General features: G+C 70.1%; 15 protein-coding genes and 1 riboswitch. Of the genes, 8 read left to right on the top strand and 7 right to left on the bottom strand.

Going from position 1 to position 17,615, the window contains the following annotated elements; translation table 11 throughout:
- Position 1: 1 nt before the first annotated feature.
- Positions 2-1,726 (bottom strand): D-alanyl-D-alanine carboxypeptidase, encoded by a 1,725-nt coding sequence (locus tag DEU35_RS10495; RefSeq protein ID WP_258873507.1) that lies wholly within the window; start codon positions 1,724-1,726, stop codon positions 2-4.
- A gap of 37 nt (positions 1,727-1,763) precedes the next feature.
- Positions 1,764-1,874, top strand: a riboswitch (TPP riboswitch).
- Here DEU35_RS10495 and DEU35_RS10490 point away from each other — a divergent pair.
- The 3 genes from DEU35_RS10490 (at position 1,866) to DEU35_RS10480 (ending at position 4,731) form a co-directional block, all read left to right on the top strand.
- On the top strand, positions 1,866-2,501 hold the full coding sequence (locus DEU35_RS10490) for an ECF transporter S component (RefSeq protein ID WP_116239474.1): 636 nt from the start codon (positions 1,866-1,868) through the stop codon (positions 2,499-2,501). (Overlaps the previous riboswitch by 9 nt.)
- Positions 2,501-3,949 (top strand): ABC transporter ATP-binding protein, encoded by a 1,449-nt coding sequence (locus DEU35_RS10485; protein ID WP_181904631.1) that lies wholly within the window; start codon positions 2,501-2,503, stop codon positions 3,947-3,949. Before DEU35_RS10490 ends, DEU35_RS10485 begins: the two co-directional genes overlap by 1 nt.
- A complete protein-coding gene (locus DEU35_RS10480; RefSeq protein ID WP_246078332.1) occupies positions 3,946-4,731 on the top strand; it encodes an energy-coupling factor transporter transmembrane protein EcfT in 786 nt (261 codons plus the stop codon). Before DEU35_RS10485 ends, DEU35_RS10480 begins: the two co-directional genes overlap by 4 nt.
- 78 nt (positions 4,732-4,809) lie before the next feature.
- Here DEU35_RS10480 and DEU35_RS10475 read toward each other — a convergent pair whose 3' ends face one another.
- Positions 4,810-5,304 (bottom strand): N-acetyltransferase, encoded by a 495-nt coding sequence (locus DEU35_RS10475; RefSeq protein WP_103208149.1) that lies wholly within the window; start codon positions 5,302-5,304, stop codon positions 4,810-4,812.
- Positions 5,305-5,434: 130 nt separating this feature from the next.
- On the opposite strand from DEU35_RS10475, the gene DEU35_RS10470 reads away from it, so the two are divergent.
- From DEU35_RS10470 to DEU35_RS10455, 4 genes are read left to right on the top strand one after another with little or no spacing between them, the layout of a single operon-like run.
- The gene (locus DEU35_RS10470; RefSeq protein WP_147301858.1) at positions 5,435-6,406 is read left to right on the top strand and encodes a hypothetical protein; all 972 of its coding nucleotides are present in this window, start codon (positions 5,435-5,437) and stop codon (positions 6,404-6,406) included.
- A gap of 45 nt (positions 6,407-6,451) precedes the next feature.
- On the top strand, positions 6,452-7,213 hold the full coding sequence (locus tag DEU35_RS10465; RefSeq protein WP_116239471.1) for an SDR family NAD(P)-dependent oxidoreductase: 762 nt from the start codon (positions 6,452-6,454) through the stop codon (positions 7,211-7,213).
- The gene (locus DEU35_RS10460; protein ID WP_103208156.1) at positions 7,210-7,986 is read left to right on the top strand and encodes an enoyl-CoA hydratase/isomerase family protein; all 777 of its coding nucleotides are present in this window, start codon (positions 7,210-7,212) and stop codon (positions 7,984-7,986) included. Before DEU35_RS10465 ends, DEU35_RS10460 begins: the two co-directional genes overlap by 4 nt.
- Positions 7,983-8,834 carry an NAD(P)-dependent oxidoreductase gene (locus DEU35_RS10455; protein ID WP_116239470.1) on the top strand — a complete coding sequence of 284 codons (852 nt, stop codon included), beginning with the start codon at positions 7,983-7,985 and terminating at the stop codon, positions 8,832-8,834. The genes DEU35_RS10460 and DEU35_RS10455 overlap by 4 nt, the downstream gene beginning before the upstream one ends.
- A 160-nt stretch (positions 8,835-8,994) precedes the next feature.
- Here DEU35_RS10455 and DEU35_RS10450 read toward each other — a convergent pair whose 3' ends face one another.
- The 4 genes from DEU35_RS10450 to DEU35_RS10435 all read right to left on the bottom strand — a co-directional run bounded on the left by DEU35_RS10450 (position 8,995) and on the right by DEU35_RS10435 (position 14,306).
- The gene (locus DEU35_RS10450; protein WP_116239469.1) at positions 8,995-9,852 is read right to left on the bottom strand and encodes a Cof-type HAD-IIB family hydrolase; all 858 of its coding nucleotides are present in this window, start codon (positions 9,850-9,852) and stop codon (positions 8,995-8,997) included.
- A gap of 63 nt (positions 9,853-9,915) precedes the next feature.
- Positions 9,916-11,331: a glycoside hydrolase family 1 protein gene (locus DEU35_RS10445; protein ID WP_103208164.1), complete on the bottom strand. Its 1,416-nt coding sequence runs from the start codon at positions 11,329-11,331 to the stop codon at positions 9,916-9,918.
- Positions 11,332-11,349: 18 nt separating this feature from the next.
- Entirely contained in the window at positions 11,350-13,206 is a 1,857-nt protein-coding gene (locus DEU35_RS10440; RefSeq protein WP_116239468.1) for a beta-glucoside-specific PTS transporter subunit IIABC, read from the bottom strand.
- A gap of 191 nt (positions 13,207-13,397) precedes the next feature.
- A complete protein-coding gene (locus DEU35_RS10435) occupies positions 13,398-14,306 on the bottom strand; it encodes a PRD domain-containing protein (RefSeq protein WP_103208169.1) in 909 nt (302 codons plus the stop codon).
- A 171-nt stretch (positions 14,307-14,477) separates the two neighbouring features.
- On the opposite strand from DEU35_RS10435, the gene rlmN reads away from it, so the two are divergent.
- Entirely contained in the window at positions 14,478-15,761 is a 1,284-nt protein-coding gene (gene rlmN / locus DEU35_RS10430) for a 23S rRNA (adenine(2503)-C(2))-methyltransferase RlmN (RefSeq protein ID WP_116239467.1), read from the top strand.
- 170 nt (positions 15,762-15,931) lie between these two features.
- On the opposite strand, the gene DEU35_RS10425 is transcribed toward rlmN, so the two are convergent.
- Positions 15,932-17,560, bottom strand: a complete 1,629-nt coding sequence (locus tag DEU35_RS10425) for a cell wall metabolism sensor histidine kinase WalK (protein ID WP_258873506.1) — start codon at positions 17,558-17,560, stop codon at positions 15,932-15,934.
- Positions 17,561-17,615: the final 55 nt, after the last annotated feature.

Here is a 17,615-nt window from a genome sequence, read left to right as displayed (position 1 = left end):
CTCAGTCGTTCAGGCCGAGAAGGTCGAGGGGGTGCGTGAGGCGCCACCAGGGGCTCGGCGGCTCGATCTCGCCGGTGAGCCGCACGTCGACGGTGTCGGCGTCGACCGGGCCGGTCGCGGTGAGCGTCCCGACGGTCGAGCCGGCCTCGGTGGTGTCGCCGAGGGTGAACGACGTGGAGGTCTGTGCCGTTCCGCCGTTCCACAGCACGACGGTCGCGTCGGACGCGGTCACGAGGTCGATGTCGGGACCCCACAGCGTCTGGGCCTTGCCCACGAGCGTGCCGGCCGGTACCGACGGCTTCGGCTGCAGCTCCTGCTCGATACGGGCGAAGAGGTCGCGGGCTGCCTGGTTGCGGCTGTCGGGACCGGGCTGACCGAGCACGGCGGCGTACGCCCGCACGGTGGCGGCACCGACGGTGATGTCTTTCGCGGTCAGCAGGTTCCACGCGTCGAGCGTGCCCGTCTTGACCCCGACCACGCCGGGGTCGGCGAGCAGGGCGTTGCCGTTCTTGAAGGTGCCGGCACCGGGCAGGGTCAGCTCCGGCGTACGCACGATGTCGGCGATCACGGGGTTGGCGAGAGCCCGCTCGGCCAGCGCGATGAGGGCGGCCGGGGTCGCGGTGTTGCCGGCTTCGATACCGGTGGGGTTCACGATCGTGATGCCTTCGATGCCCCGCTCCGCGAGGTACGTGGTCGCGGCGGCCGAGAATTCGGCATCCGTGCCGAAAAGGTCTGTCGACAGGCGCTGCGCGTAGTTGTTGGCGGAGGCGATGAGCATGCCCTGCAGCATCTGCAGCTGCGTCAGACTGCCTCCGACGGGGACGTCGAGCGAGGATTCCCCACGAGCCCGGTACTGCCAGTAGTCGGCGCTGTCGGCCTGTGTGAACGTGTAGCTCTTGCCCTGCTCTCCCGGGGCCAACGGCTGCCGATCGAGCACGACGAGCGCCGTGACGACCTTGGTGATGCTCGCGATGGACTCGGGAGCGCTGGCCGACGACGACAGGGTGCCGGGCACTCCGTCGAGAGCGATGGCCGCTTCGCCCTCGGCCGGCCACGCCGGAACCGCTGCCGCTGCGGCGATCGGCTGCACGGCCACCGGTCGGGTCGTCGGCATGACGGCGTTCAGCGGCCAGAGCAGCGTCGTCGCGGCATAGGCGGCGATGATCAGCACCAGAAGAAGCGTGGGGAGGACGGTCCCGGGCCGCAGAATCGGTCGACGCGCGCCCGCGAGCAGGTCGGCCGAGCGCGCGGTGGCTCCCGAGACCACGAAGGTCGGCGCCGGTCGAGGGGCGCCCGCCGTGTCGGGATCGACCCAGAGCAGTGCGCCGAGCGCCACCGGGAGAGGCGTTGCGGGAGCCTCGCCGGAGGGGGCGCCGGATGCCGCGGGCTCGGTCGAGACGGGTCCGGTCGCGGTGGCGGGAGCCTCGCCGGAGGGGGCGCCGGACGCCGCGGTCTCACCCGTCGCGCGACCCGCGTCGCCGGGCGAGCTGACGGATGCCGACGGTTCGCTCGCCGCAGCAGGCGTCATCGGGTCAGCCGCCACCGCATCACCGTGTTCCGTCCCCTCGGAACGAAGGGCCGGGGCCGTGGTATCCGGAATCGACAGGGCCGGACCGAGGTCGCCCGTCGTGGACAGGGCGGGTCCGAGATCGGTGGAGGTCGCCGCGCGCGGCGAGGAATCCTGTGCACGCAGCGCACGCCGTGAGGCCGGGGTCTGCTCGTGCACCCGCCCACGCTACCCCGCGACACCCCTCTATACTCATCACGACAACCACGGGAGTCCGGTGAGCCGGGCTGAGAGGAAGCGAATCCACGCTTCGACCGTCGAACCTGATCCGGATCATGCCGGCGCAGGGAGGAGAGAAATGCACACGTCCCCGTCTGCCCTCGCGAACCGCTCGTCGGTCGCCGCGACGAACCGCTTCTCATGGCGCGTCGTCGACATCGTCGTCGCCGCCGTCCTGGGCGTCGCGATCGGCCTGCTCTTCTGGGGCTGGAACACCGTCGGCGGCCTCTGGTTCACCGCGATGGACGGTGTCACCCCGGGCCTGGGCGGTCTCGCCGCCGGCGTCTGGCTGATCGGCGGCGTCATCGGCGGCCTCGTGATCCGCAAGCCCGGTGCGGCGCTGCTGGTCGAGCTGATCGCGGCGATCGTGTCCGCCATGATCGGCAACGTGTGGGGCGTCACGACCATTTTCTCGGGCCTGGCCCAGGGCCTGGGCGCCGAACTGATCTTCCTGGCCTTCCTCTACCTGCGGTTCACTCTCCCCGTCGCGATGCTCGCGGGCGTCGGTGCCGGTGTCGGGGCGTGGGTGCTGGAGCTGTTCCTCACCCCCAACCTCGCCAAGTCCGTCGAGTTCAACCTCGTCTACCTCGGCACCCTCGCCGTCTCGGGTGCCCTGCTGGCCGGGCTCGTCGGCTGGCTGCTGGTGCGCGCCCTCGCCGCCACCGGGGCGCTCAGCCGCTTCGCCGCGGGCCGGGAAGCGCGTCGCGACGTCTGATGACGGGCCCCGCACGCGTCGACGTCGAGGGCTGGGGGTGGCGGTACGCCGGTCGTAAGCTCCCCGCGACGCGCGAGGTCGACCTCGTCATCGAGCCCGGGGAGCGCGTGCTGCTGCTCGGTGCCTCGGGGGCCGGCAAGTCCACGCTACTCGCGGGGCTGGCGGGCCTGCTCGGCGGCAGCGACGAGGGAGAGGTCAGCGGCCGGATCCTCGTCGACGGGGAGGTGCCCGAGGCCCAGCGCGGGCGCATCGGCCTCGTGCTGCAGGACCCGGAAGCCGGCATCGTGCTGTCGAAGGTGGGCGACGACGTCGCCTTCGGGTGCGAGAACCTCGGTGTCCCCGCGGCGCAGATCCCGGCGCGGGTGGCCGAGGCCGTGGCATCCGTGGGTCTCGCCGTTCCCCTCGATCGCCCCACCAAGGCGCTGTCGGGCGGGCAGAAGCAGCGCCTCGCCCTGGCGGGCGTGCTGGCGATGCGACCGGGACTTCTGCTGCTCGACGAACCCACGGCCAACCTCGATCCCGAGGGTGTCGTCGAAGTCCGTTCCGCGGTGGAGCGCGTCGTCATGAGCGAGGGAACCACGGTCGTGCTCATCGAGCACCGGACGGCGGTCTGGGCCGACCTGATGACCCGCGTCGTCGTGCTCGCGCCCGGCGGTGGAGTGCTCGCGGACGGGCCTCCCGACCGCGTGTTCGCCGCGTACGGAGACGCGCTGGCCGGGGCGGGGGTGTGGGTGCCCGGACGCCCGGTCGATCTGCCCGTGCCCGAGCCCCTCTCGACGCCGGATGCCGTGCTGCGGGCGTCCGCCCTGTCGATCGGGCGCGAGAAGCGCACGGCCGTCGCTTCGGGGCTCGAGGTCGTCCTCCCCCGCGGGGCAGCAACCGTGATCACGGGGCCGAACGGTGCCGGCAAGTCCACTCTCGCGCTCACCCTCGCGGGGCTGCTCCCCGAGCTCGCGGGCGAGGTCGTCGCCGCCGAAGAGCTCACGGCGCGCGGGGTCCGGCGCCCCTCGCGTTGGCGATCGACGGAGCTGCTCACCCGTATCGGCACCGTCTTCCAGGAGCCCGAGCACCAGTTCCTGGCCTCGACCCTGCGCGACGAGCTCGCCGTCGGACCCCGCGCCCTGCGCAGGCCGCCGGCGGAGGTCGACCGCACCGTCGACGAACTGCTGGAGCGTCTCGATCTGGCATCCCTCGCCCTGGCCAACCCCTTCACGCTGTCGGGAGGGCAGAAGAGACGCCTGTCGGTCGCGACGGTGCTCGCCGCCTCGCCCGCCGTCATCGTGCTCGACGAACCGACGTTCGGTCAGGACCGCCGCGGATGGGTCGAGCTCGTCGCCCTGCTCCAGCGGGAGGTCGCGCGCGGGCGCACGGTCGTGGCGGTCACCCACGACGCCGATGTGGTGCGTCACCTCGGGCAGCACCGCATCCGGCTGGGGGATGCCGCGTGACCGCCCTCGTCGACGAACGCCCGCGGACGGCCTGGCTCGACGGAGTGAATCCCGTGACGAAGGTCGCGATGGTCCTCGTGCTGGCGGTCCCCCTGCTCGCGTCGATCGACGCGGTGAGCGCGGGAACGGCACTGCTCCTGGAGCTGCTGTGCGTGCCGCTGACCGGAGTGGCGTACGCCACCGTCCTGAAACGTCTCGTGCCGGTGATCGTCTTCGCCCCCGTCGCCGCGGTGAGCATGCTGCTCTACGCCCGGCCGGGAGGGACCGTCTACGGCACCTTCCTCTTCGCCACGGTGAGCGACGACTCCATCGCCCTGTCGCTCGCCGTGCTGGTGCGCGTCGTGGCCCTGGCCATGCCGATCATCCTGCTCTTCGCCCGCACCGACCCCACCGAGCTCGCCGACGCCCTCGCGCAGGTGGCGAAGCTGCCCAGCCGGTTCGTGCTGGGCGTGCTCGCGGGGGCCCGCACGGTCGGCCTGTTCGTCGATGACTGGCGCACGATGAGCCTGGCCCGTCGCGCCCGGGGCCTGGGCGACCGCGGCGCGGCCCGCCGCTTCTTCTCGATGGCGTTCGTGCTGCTCGTGTTCGCCGTGCGTCGCGGGACGAAACTCGCCACGGCGATGGAAGCCCGCGGGTTCGGCTCCGACGTCGAACGGACGTGGGCGCGCCCGTCGTCTCTTTCGGCTCGGGATGCCGCTGCCCTCGGCGCAGCGGTCGTGCTCATCGTCGTGGCACTCGCGGCGGCGGTGTTGTCGGGGGCGTTCCGCGTCGTGGGGACGTAGCCCCCTGAGGGTGCCGAAGACGCCGCGAGGCCGGACGGCGATGCGGCCTGCGGGAGATGCCCGACGCGGAGCGGGTGTCTAGAAGACGTACTCGAAGCAGAGCGAGCGCGGCATGGTCTCGAGATACGGCTCGTAGACGGGGATGGGCGTGAAGCCCGCGGCGGCGTATACGCGCAGCGATTCGGGCTGCATGCGCCCGCTCTGCAGGATCACGCGTCGGGCACCACCGCGTCGGGCGAGATCGACGACCTCTGCGGTGAGCGCCGTGCCGATGCCGCGTCGACGGCCCGCGGCCACGACGACGAGGCGCTTGAGCTCCCACTCGTCGCCGAGGCGGCGCAGGATGACGTGCCCGAGCGGGGTGTCGGCCGTGTCGATCGCCAAGAGGGTGGCGACGACCTGCTCGGCGTGGACGGCGAGCGCCTCAGCGCGCTTCGCGGCGACCTCGGGGGAGTCCTCGGCATCGGCGTCGCGGTACCGCTCATCGAGGTCGGCGTCCAAGACGGTGCGTAGCGCGACCGCTCGCGGATCGTCGACGTCGACCTTCTCGATGCGGAAGTCGGGGAGATTCACCCGTCGAGCCTAGGCGCGCGCCGCGGCGGGGTGATGCGGTCACGGGCCGGGGTGTGCGGGCTGCGGCCGGAGGGAATGCGCGTACGGGCCGATCGCCCCCGGCGGCGGCAGAATGATCACGGGGGATGCCATGGGATTGTCGTTCGGGATACTCGCGGTCAGCGTGGCCGTCGCGGGTGCCGTGATGTTCATCGCCATGCCGCGTATCGGCACTCCGGGGCCCATGACGCTGTTCCTGCGCTTCGCCGCCGTGGCGGGTGTGACGGCGGCCGGTTCCAGTGCCATGTACTTCATCTACGGCGCGGGGGGCGGCATCCTGCCCCTCGTCCTGGGCGACGTGGCGATGGTGCTCGCTCCCGCCCTGCTGATCGTCGCGCTGAGCGCGCTCGAGGGGCGACGGGCGCGCAACACGTCGATCGCGATCCTGGCGCTCGCGCTCGCGCTCGCGGTCGCCCTCGTGACCGCGACGGTGCCGCTACCCGGGTCGCTCGCGGCCAAAGCCGTCGCCGTCGCCGTGACCTGCGGCGCGTGCGGGTGGGTGGCGAGCCACTCGCGCGTCGAGCCGTTCGGTCCGCTGCGCGTCATCGCCCTCACGAGCGGGGTCTTCGCTGTCTACTCGCTCTTCCGGGCGATCGTGGGCCTCGTCGTCGGATGGGACTCCGTGCTCTACCGCGTCGCCTTCTCGTTCGCCCCCGCGACGATCCTCGGCGCGCTGGCCGTGCTCGCCATCGGTGCGGCCGTGGTGCGCGTGCGCTTCGGACCGCGCGTGACCGTGGATGTCGCAGAGCGTGCCGCGGGGTCGGTGGTCGTCGTGGGGGACTGGGATCTGGCATCCACCGCCTACGGCCCCGACCGCGTGCGCGGCCTCGTCGCCGACCTGCGTGCCGCCGCGCGCGACCTCGACCCAGCCGCGGTCGATGTCCCGCGGGGCACCGAGACCCTCGTGCCGGATGCGGTCTCCGTGCTCAGCGATCGACTGCGGAGGGACTACGGGTGGGAGCCCGAGCAGACGATCCTGCTCGTCGACGGAGCGACCACCTCGGCGATCCGCACCCGGCCGCGAGTCCGGGTCGAGAAGAAGAGGGGCTCGGCGCGGTCCTGAGTCTCGACTAAAGTGGTACTCGGTTTCAGCTTCGAAGGAGAACGCATGGACATCGCAGGAGCATCCGCCCTCGTCACCGGCGGCGCTTCGGGACTCGGCCTCGCCACCGCGCGGCGGCTCGCCGCGGCCGGGGCCCACGTCACGATCGTCGACCTCCCCCGCTCGGACGGCGCCGCGCTCGCCGAGGAACTGGGCGGCTCGTTCGCCGCCGCCGATGTGACGGACGCCGAGCAGATCGCCGCTGCGGCAGCCCTCGCCGCCGAAGCGGGTCCGCTGCGCGTCGTCGTCAACTGCGCCGGCATCGCGCCGCCCGCGAAGGTCCTGGACCGCGAGGGGAACCCCTCTTCGCTCGCCGACTTCGAACGTGTCGTGCGCGTGAACCTCATCGGCACCTACAACGTCATCGCTCAGACGTCCGCGGTCATGGCGAGAACCGGCCCCACCGACAGCGGCGACCGCGGCGTCGTCGTCAACACCGCGAGCGTCGCAGCCTTCGACGGGCAGATCGGCCAGCCCGCCTACTCCGCCAGCAAGGGCGGCGTGCACGCGATGACCCTGCCGATCGCGCGCGAGTTGGCGCGCCACGGCATCCGGGTCGTCACGATCGCCCCCGGCATCATGGAGACTCCGATGCTCAAGGGCCTGCCGCAGGCCGCGCAGGACTCGCTGGGCCAGCAGGTGCCCTACCCCTCACGGCTCGGCGTCCCCGACGAATACGCACGACTCGTGCTCGCGATCGTCGACAACGGCTATCTCAACGGCGAGACCATCCGCCTCGACGGCGCGATCAGAATGGCACCGAAATGACCGACGGCATCCTGCTCCGCATCGACAACGGGCTGGCTCGCGTCACCTTCGACCGGCCCTCGTCCCTGAACGCCATGGACTTCCCCATGGCGCGCCGCTGGAAAGAGGTTGCGCACGAGGTCACCTCCGACTCCGCGGTGGGGGCGGTGATCCTGGATGCCGCGGGGCCGGCGTTCTGCGCGGGCGGCGACGTCGTGGCGATGGCGACGACGGGTGCGTCCGGAATCGACGTCACCGAGACCGCCGATGCGATCCACGACGGCATCCGCACGTTCGCGGAAGCGCCGCTGCCGATGGTCGCGGCCGTCCAGGGCGCGGTCGCGGGCGGCGGGCTGGGGCTCATGCTCACGGCCGATTACGTCGTCGCGAGCGAGAACGCGCGCTTCGTCAGCCGGTACGCCAACATCGGACTGACGCCCGACCTGGGCGTCTCGACCCTGTTGCCCGCGGCGATCGGTCAGCGGCGGGCGCTTCAGCTGCTGCTGCAGGACCGCATGCTCACCGCGGCGGAGGCGCTGGACTGGGGTCTCGTGGCCGAGGTCGTGGCATCCGCGGATCTGGTCACGCGCGTCGAGCAGATCGCGCGATTCTGGCTCGACGGAGCGACGGCGGCGTTCGGCCAGGCCACGCGCCTCGTCCGGATGGGTGCGGGACGCACCTTCGCCGAGAACCTCGCCGACGAGGCTGCCACGATCGGCGCGTCGTTCGACACCCCCGAGGCGAAGGCGCGTGTCGCCGCGTTCGCCGCCGCCTCCGCGAAAGGACGCTCATGAGCACGCCCTCGTCCGGCGCTCCGCTGGCCGGCAAGACCCTCCTCATGTCGGGTGGCAGCCGTGGCATCGGCCTCGCGATCGCGCTGCGCGCGGCCCGCGACGGTGCGAACATCGCGATGCTCGCCAAGACCGACACCCCGCACCCGAAGCTTCCCGGCACCGTGCACACCGCCGCCGACGAGATCCGCGCGGCCGGTGGGCAGGCGCTGCCGATCGTCGGCGACGTGAGGGACGAGGCATCGATCACCGAGGCCGTCATGCGGACGGTCGGGGAGTTCGGCGGCATCGACATCGTCGTCAACAACGCCAGCGTCATCGACCTCTCCGGCTCCCTCGAACTCGCCTCGAAGAAGTACGACCTGATGCAGGACGTGAACGTCCGCGGCACGTTCCTGCTGTCGCGCGCCGCCGTCCCGCAGCTTCGCGACGCGGCGAACCCGCACATCCTCTCGCTCTCGCCGCCCCTGAACGTCACACCGAAGTGGCTCGGCGCGCATACCGGCTACAGCCTCGCGAAGTTCGGCATGACGATGGCGACCCTCGGCCTGGCCGCGGAGTTCGCGTCGGAGGGCATCGCGGCGAACGCGCTGTGGCCGCGCACGACGATCGCGACGGCCGCCGTGCAGAACGTCATCGGCGGTGACCGGCTCATGGCGGTGTCGCGGACGCCGGAGATCTACGCGGATGCCGCATACGAGGTTCTGACCGCGCCCTCGCGTGAGTTGACCGGGCAGACGCTGATCGTCGAGGACGTGCTCGAGCGCGCCGGAGTCACCGACTTCGCCGCGTACGCCGCCGTGCCGGGCACCCCGGACGCGGCGATGTACCCGGACATCTTCCTCGACTGATCGCGGGGGTTCTCCCCGCATGAACGCCGTTCGCGCGCAGGAACGCGCTGTGCTCGCGTTCGCGTGAGTCGATCGCGTTCCTGCGTGCGCGGGGACGGCGGGGGAGCGAGTCAGCCCCGCGGGCGGAGCAGGCGGGCACCCTTAAGGAGGTGAGCCGGACTCAGATCAGGCCCAGCTCCGCGAACGCGTTGTGTACGCCGTCGTCGAGCACCGCGGTCGTCACCCGACCGGCCAGTCGCTGCAGCTCTGGTGCCGCGTTGCCCATCGCGACGGGGGTGCCGACGACCTCGAACATCTCGACGTCGTTCCAGCTGTCGCCGATACCGATGGCATCCGTCGCCGACAGGCCCAGCTGGTCGAGCACCGCCGTGATCGCGGAGCCCTTGGTGACGCCGGCCTGACCGATCTCGCCGTTCGACCCGCCGGGCAGCGGGATCGAGCCGGGGATGACGTGGAAGCCCTCGCCGAGGGCGGCCGCCGCGTGCGCGACGGTGTCGGTCGACGGGCTGACGAACACGGCCTTCGCGACGGCGTCGCGGTCGACCTCCGAGACCGGGCGCGGCTCGCGCCAGAGGGGCTGCTCGGGCGGCAAGCCCTCGGCTTCGAGCTCGGCTGCGCGCTTCTCGTGCCGTTCGCGGCGGTACTCGGTCATCACGGGACCCATGCCGGCGCTCGCATACACGCCCCCGTGGGTCTGCAGGAAGTAGTGGATGCCGTGGGCCTCGAAGTAGCGCTCGAGAGCCTCGACGTCGGCGCGGGGCATCGGCTGCTCGACGATGAGGGCGTGCTCGTCGGGATCGCCGCCGCGGGTCGCGTACGCGCCCCCGTTGGTGATCGCGCCGTCGAAGCCGATCGCCAGCACCTCGGGGTGGATATCGCCCGCCGATCGCCCGGTGGAGAGCCACACGAGGTGGCCGTTCTCGCGCGCCTTCCGCACGGCGGTCACCGTCGAGGGGGCGATCACCGAGCCGTGCTCAAGGATCGTGCCGTCGACGTCGAGGAAGGCGATGCGGGTCATGTGCACTCCAGAAGGGGATCAGCCCCGGGACCTGGGGACCCGGGGCCGATCCGATGAGGGGGATCAGCGCGTGAGGGACGCGCCGTTGGATCGGATGACGTCGGCGTACCAGCCGAACGACTTCTTCCGGTAGCGATCGAGCGAACCGGTGCCGTCGTCGCCTCGGTCGACGTAAATGAAACCGTATCGCTTGCTCAACTGGGCGGTGCTGGCGCTGACGATGTCGATGCAGCCCCACGAGGTGTAGCCGAGCACCTCGACGCCGTCTTCGATCGCCTCGCCGACCTGCACGAGGTGGTCGTTGAGGTACGCGATGCGGTAGTCGTCGACGACCGTCTTCTCGCCGTCGACCTCGACGAGCTGGTCGCGCGCGCCCAGACCGTTCTCGACGATGAACAGCGGCTTCTGCCACCGGTCCCAGAACTGGTTCAGCACCAGGCGCAGGCCCACGGGGTCGATCTGCCACCCCCACTCGCTCGCCTCGAGCGTCGGGTTCGAGACGCCGCCCATGATGTTGCCCTCGCCGGCGACCTTCTTCGCGGGGTCGGCGGTCTCGGCGATCGACATGTAGTAGCTGAACGAGACGAAGTCGACCGTGTGGGTCAGGTCGTCGCGGTCCTGGTCGGTGATGTCGAGCTCGATGCCCTTCTCGCGGAGCGTCCGCAGGAAGTAGCCCGGGTAGGCGCCGCGGGTGTGCACGTCGCCGTAGACGAGGTTGCCGTGGTCGGCCTCCATGACGGCGACGGCGTCGTCGGGCGACGGCGTCAGCGGGTAGATCGGCATCGACAGCACCATGCAGCCGACCTTCGCCTCGGGAGCGACCTCGCGGGCGATCCGAGTGGCGCGGGCGGATGCCACGAGCTCGTGGTGCATCGCCTGGTACAGCTGCTGCTCGGGGACGCCGCCCTCGGGGATCGGGATGCCGCCGCTCATGAAGGGCGCGTGCAGCAGCGAGTTGATCTCGTTGAAGGTCAGCCAGTACTTCACCCGGCTGCCGAAGCGCTCGAAGAGCGTGCGGGCGTAGCGCTCGTAGAAGCCGATGAGCTCCCGATTCGTCCAGCCGCCGTACTGCTCGGCCAGGTGCAGGGGCGTCTCGTAGTGCGAGATCGTCACGAGCGGCTCGATGCCGTGCTTCTCGAGCTCGTCGAGGATGCGCTCGTAGAACGCCAGACCGGCCTCGTTCGGCTCGGTCTCGTCGCCCTTCGGGAAGATGCGGCTCCAGGCGATCGAGAAGCGGTAGACCCCGAAGCCCATCTCGGCGAAGAGCGCGATGTCCTCCGCGTAGCGGTGGTAGTGGTCGATGCCGACGAGCTTGAGGTTGTCGGCGGTGGGGGTCTCGGAGCGCGGGCCCGAGATGCCGCGAGGCATCACGTCCTGCACGGACAGGCCCTTGCCGTCCGCGTCGTATGCGCCCTCGATCTGGTTGGCGGCGGTGGCACCGCCCCAGAGGAACCCGTCGGGGAAGGGGGTGTTCGTCATGTTCTGTGCCTCCAGGGGTCAGCGGGCGGGGGTGAGGGAATCGACGGAGACGGCGCGGAACAGCGTCTCGCCGTGCGAGAGAGGACCGGATGCCGCGTCGGCGATGTCGGGGTAGAGATCGCCGTTCGTGACGATGACCGGCGTGATCAGGTCGTAGCCGGCCTTCTCGATCGCGTCGCCGTCGAACTCGACGAGCAGGTCGCCCGCCTTCACCTCGGTGCCGGACTGCACCTTCAGCGTGAAGTGCGCTCCGCCGAGCTTGACGGTGTCGAGACCCACGTGGATGAGCAGTTCGACGCCGTCCGCTCCGCGCAGGCCCACCGCGTGGCCGGTCGGGAAGGCCGCGACGACGGTGCCGTCGAAGGGGGCGTAGACCGCGCCCGAGGTCGGACGGATCGCGACGCCCTTGCCGAGCGAGCCGTCGGCGAAGGCGGCATCCGGAACCTCGGTGAGCGGCACGACGGTGCCGTCGACGGGGCTGAGAACCACCGTGTCGGTGGTGGCCGCCGGGGTGGCGGGGGCGGCCGCGTCGACCGGGTCCGTGAAGCCGAACACCACGACCAGCACGAACGGGACGACGATGGCCACGAGCAGACCGATGCCGAGCATGATCATGTTGCCGTTACCGAGCAGGGCGGGAAGAGCCAGGCCGGAGGGCACGACGAACGCCTTCGAGAAGACCCCGCCCATCGCGATGAGGGCGCCGCCGAGCGCGCCGCCGACGACGCCGAAGGCGAAGGGGCGCTTGAGGGGGAGGTTGATGCCGTAGATCGCGGGCTCGGTGATGCCGGCGAGGAAGCCCGACAGTGTGGCCGGAGCGGCGAGCGAGCGCAGGTTCTTGTTGCGGGTGCGCACCAGCACGCCGGCGACGGCGGCCGCCTGGGCGAGCACGGCGGCGAACACGGGGCCGAGGAGCAGAATCTGCCCGGTGGTCTGGTATTCGAGCTGGAACAGCGGCACGAGACCCCAGTGCAGACCGAAGATCACGAAGACCTGCCACAGCCCGCCCATGATCGCGCCGCCCAGCCACGGGAGGGTCTCGAAGACCCAACCGATGCCGGCCGCGAGGCCGCCGCCGACGAGGCTCGAGATCGGGCCGATCACGAGGAAGACGAGCGGCACGGCGACGAGCACGACGATCATCGGGGTCAGGAAGCGGCGCACCGCGCCGGGCAGGACCTTGAGCAGGAAGCGCTCGGCGTAGCTCTGCAGCCACACGATGATGATCACCGGGATGACGCTCGAGACGTAGCTGACCATCGTGACCGGGATGCCGAAGAAGGTGATGTCGGGCTGACCGTTCAGCGCCGTGATGGTCGGGTACACCAGAGCGCCGGCGATGGCGAAGGAGGTGAACTCCGACGCCTTGAAGTAGCGGGCCGCGGTGATGGCCAGCGCCAGCGGCAGGAAGTTGATCAACGCATCGGACAGCGCGTTGAGGATCGTGTAGGTCGTGCTCGTGGCATCCAGCCATCCGAAGGTGACGGCGGCGGCGACGAACGCTTTCAGCAGACCCGTGCCCGCGAGGGCCCAGAGGATCGGCGTGAAGATCGACGAGATCATCGTGATGAACCGGTTGAAGAGGTTGCCCTTCGCCCCGCTCTCGCCTTTTTCGGCGTCGCCGCCGAGCGTGGTCTGCGACTGGATCGCGGCGTACACGTCGGGCACGTCGTTGCCGATCACGACCTGGTACTGACCGCCCGCCTGGGCCGTGGTGATGACGCCGGGCGTGGCGCGGATCGCTGCGGCATCCGCCTTGCCCTCGTCTTTCAACACGAACCGGAGCCTCGTCGCACAGTGCACGAGGGATTGGACGTTGCTCTCTCCACCGACACCGGCGAGGACCCCCGCCGCCGTCTTCGCGTGATCCGCCATCGGAACCGCCTGCCTTTCGCCGCATCGATGCGGCCTGTTCGAATGTTCTGTGGCGACGCTGCCGGGTGTTTCGGGCAATAAAAAAGACCCGAATCCGTTCATCGCTCGTCAGCGATGTGGATTCAGGTCTTGCCCGCTCGCGCGGTAACAATCCGGAAATCGTCGGCAGGGTATGACGCCTGCGACGGCGACTATAGCACCGGGGCGTCGGGGCCGCCACTGTCGTCGGCGCGGCCCAGGCTCGTCGCGAGGCGCTCGACATGCACCGTGAGGTAGAGCACCTCCTCGTCGGTGAGGGTCGACCCGGTCGCCGCGAGGACGTAGGCCTTGACGGCCTCGGCGATGCCGAAGGCGCGGGGGTAACGGTGCTTGGCGAACTCGAAGAAAGACGAGTCGCCGCTCGAGAGCATCGCGCGGTTCACGAGCCGCTGCAGCAGGAAGCGCACGTGCAGGATGAAACGCGCGTAGTCGGGGCTCTCGGTGTCGAGCGCGACGCCGAGGCCGGTCTCGACGGTGCGCACGACGTGCTGCACCCGACGGAACAGCAGGGCCGCGGTGCCGTTGGGCTCGTCGCGCGTGGCGTTGAGCAGGTGCATCGTCAGGAACACGCCCTCTTCGGGCGGGAGCTCACGGTCGAGGGAGGCCGCGATCGAGGTCGCCATGCGCTCCGCGGCGCGTGATTCGTCGGGGTGGAGGATCCGTAGCTCGGGCATGGAGGTGCCGGGGATGCGGATGCCTTGATCGAGGCGTTCGATCACATAGGTGATGTGGTCGATGACCGCGAGCGGTAGCCGGCGCCCCAGGTCGCGACCCAGGTCGCGCTCGGCCTGGTCGACGGCGTGCAGGACCGCCTCGACGAGCGCGTACGGCGCGTCGGTGAGGAGCTTCTGGGCGTGAGCGGTGTCGCTGCCCTGCTCGAGGACGAACGTCTTCTCGACCTTCGCGGGATCGACGCGGCCCTCGTGCTTGAGCTGGAAGCCGATGCCCCGACCCATGAGCACGCGCTCGCGGCCGTCGCCGTCGATCGCCACGACGACGTTGTTGTTCAGAAGCTTCTGCACGCCGCCGGGCGGGAGGGAGACGTCACCGGCACCGGGCATGGGATGCAGTTTAGGGTGGCGGATCTGCCGGAGCTGTGTTGTTCTGCATGCGTCCGCGCCTGAGGGGCCGACAACTGTCGCTTCGGACCGCCCCAGGCGGCAGAAAGCGACCCCTCGCGCGGGGAGGACGCGCCCAGCCGCGGTGCAGGAGCGGCCGGTACCCTGGAAACCATGACCGAACAGCCCCCCGTGCGCACGACGGCGCCCCGGCAGGTGCGCCCCGAGGGAGCCCCGGCGAACACCGGCATCCGCCAGGTGCGCCCCAAGACCGAGGGCTGGCAGCAGGCCAAGGACGAGACCGGTCGCCCGCTGCTGCAGTTCGCCAGCCCCAAGCGCGGCAAGCCGCCGGTGCACCTCGCCGACCTCACGTACGACGAGCGCGTCGCCACGCTCAAAAAGCTCGGCCTCCCGGGTTTCCGCGCGAAGCAGCTCGAGAAGCACTACTTCACGCATTACACGTCGGATGCCGCCGACATGACCGACCTCCCGGCATCCGGCCGCGAAGAGCTCGTCGCGGGAATGCTGCCGCCGCTGCTCACCGAGGTGCGCCGGCTCGAGACCGACCGCGGCGACACGATCAAGTTCCTCTGGAAGCTGCACGACGGCGCGCTCGTCGAGTCGGTGCTCATGCGCTACCCCGGCCGCATCACGCTGTGCGTGTCGAGCCAGGCCGGCTGCGGCATGAACTGCCCGTTCTGCGCCACCGGCCAGGCGGGGCTGACCCGCAACATGTCGGCGGCCGAGATCATCGAGCAGATCGTGCGCGCCAACGCCCTCATCGCCGCCGGGGGACTGGGCGGCAAGAAGAGCTCCGACCACTCGCTCGACCGCGTGTCGAACATCGTGTTCATGGGCATGGGTGAGCCGCTCGCCAACTACGCGCGCGTCATGCAGGCCGTGCGGGTGATGGTCGACAAAGAGCACGGTCTCGGCATGAGCGCACGCGGCATCACGGTGTCGACCGTCGGACTCGTCCCCGCGATCAAGAAGCTCGCCGACGAGGACATCCCGGTGACCTTCGCCCTCTCGCTGCACGCCCCCGACGACCACCTGCGCGACGAACTCATCCCGGTGAACTCCCGCTGGAAGGTCGACGAGGCGCTGGATGCCGCACGCGCCTACTTCGACAAGACCGGGCGCCGCGTGTCGATCGAATACGCCCTGATCAAAGACATGAACGACCACGCCTGGCGTGCCGACCTGCTGGCCGAGAAGCTCAACGCCCGCGGACGCGGCTGGGTGCACGTGAACCCCATCCCGCTGAACCCGACGCCGGGCTCGATCTGGACGGCATCCGAGGTGCCCGTGCAGAACGAGTTCGTTCGACGCCTCAACGACGCCGGCATCCCGACGACGCTCCGCGACACCCGTGGCAAAGAGATCGACGGGGCGTGCGGTCAGCTCGTCGCGACCGAAGAAGACGAGGCGGCGGCGGAGGCGACTCCGGTCGGTTGAGTCTGATCCCGAATGCCCCTGGCCGCACGGCCGGGGGCATTCGTCGTCGTCGCGGATCTTGACGAACTCCGACCACGCCCGCGCATCCCGACTCGAAGAACCGCCGGAGACGACCCTTCCTCGTTCGCCTTGCTGCGGTCGGTGGGAGACGCGGCCGCTGGCGAGGCGTGTCAGTGCGGCGTGATCGCCACGGCGTGCGCGTGCGAGGTCGCGACGGCCGGGTTCATCGGCACGTCGATCTGCACGGTGGTCCCGGCGCCGGGCGCGCTGACGACGGCGATCTTTCCCCCGTGCGCGTCGACGATGGTCTTCACGATCGACAAGCCCACTCCGATGCCCTGGAGGGCGTTCTCTCTGACCGCCTGAGCTCGATAGAACCTGTCGAAGATACGGCGTTGCTCGTCCGGGGTCATTCCGATACCCGTATCGGCCACCGAGACGCAGATCGTGTCGCTCTCCTGCCGGTGGGCGCGGACCGTGACCGTTCCCCCTCGGGCGGTGAACTTGAGGGCGTTGCCCACCAGGTTCTCGACGGCTTGCCCGAAACGCCTCGGGTCGACGTCGGCGAGCAGGTCCGTTTCCACACGCGTATCGAGCACGATGCCGGTCCGCTCGGCGACCACGGTGAACTGCTCGACCGCGCGCCGCACGATGACGTCGACATCCGTCTGCTGACGCTCCAGGACCAGTTCGGCATCGGCGACATGGAGGAGGTCGTTCACACGCTTCATGAGGGTGTCGGCATTGCGCTCGATCGTCGCCAACCAGGCGTCGATGCCCAAGTGCTGCGCGCGCTCTCCGAGGACGTCCACGATCTCCTCGGTGTATCCGATGATCGAGGTGAGCGGCGTCCGCAATTCGTGCGAGACCGTCGTGAGGAATTCCTCTCGAACCTCGATCGCATTTGCGAGTTCTGTGACGTCGTACGCGACGATGACCGTGCCCAGAAGGGTCCCGTCCTCACGGTGCACCCGCCGTGAGGACGCCATGATCGCGATCTGGTTCCCGGGCTGGCCCAGCCATTCCATATGGCTGGCGATGACTTCACCTCTCAGGGCACGCGGAATGATCTGCTGATCGAGGGAAATAGGTGTCTTTCGATCGGCCGCGAGGACATCAGGTCCTGCGAACGGGGGGATATCCAGCCGGAATCCGACGATGTCCACCATCTTCTCCGCGGTGGAGTTGGCCAGGATCAGCTCGTCGCGGGCGTTGTAGTACGCCACGGCGCCCGTGACCGTGTCGAGGACCGACCGAAGCAGCAGTTGCGTCTCGTTCGACTCGTTCAGGGCGCCACGCAGCGCCGCGGTGGCCTCCTCGGCGATTGCACGTCTCTTCTCGAAACTCCGCGCGCCCAGGTGGATCGCCAGCGATATCCCCGTCGCGATGAACGGCAATGCCAGCACATTGACGATCGCCAGCAGCGTTGTCGCCGGACGGACTCCCAGAGCAAACGGTAACGCCGCGATCAGGGCGCCCGAGACGAGCACCACCGTGAGCCCGGGCCAACGGAACCGGTACGCGATCCAGGCGAAAGGAAGCAGGCAGAGCATTCCCACGGTGGGGAGGTAGGCGAGCAAGGCCGTGCGGACACCGGCGATGCAGATCACGTCCAACATCGGGATCACGGCGACCCACGCGGTCATCATCCAATTCTTGCTCGGGAGGAGGAACACCCCGGACGCGATGGTCAGCGCAGAAAGACCCGCCCACAGGAGAGGGGAATGCGAGAGCTCCGGCACGGCCAGCACGGTGGCGATCGAGGCGACCGTCACGCCCACCAGAAAGGGCAGTTGCAAACGTACGAAAATCTGGTTCGGCCGCAAAGGAGTCCAAAATGCTCTCTCTGGCACC

Origin of the sequence: Microbacterium sp. AG157 (genome assembly GCF_003385695.1) — a bacterium.
Lineage (GTDB): Bacteria > Actinomycetota > Actinomycetes > Actinomycetales > Microbacteriaceae > Microbacterium > Microbacterium testaceum.
Note: the sequence above shows the minus strand (reverse complement) of the source record. Positions and strands in the feature narration are given on the sequence as shown.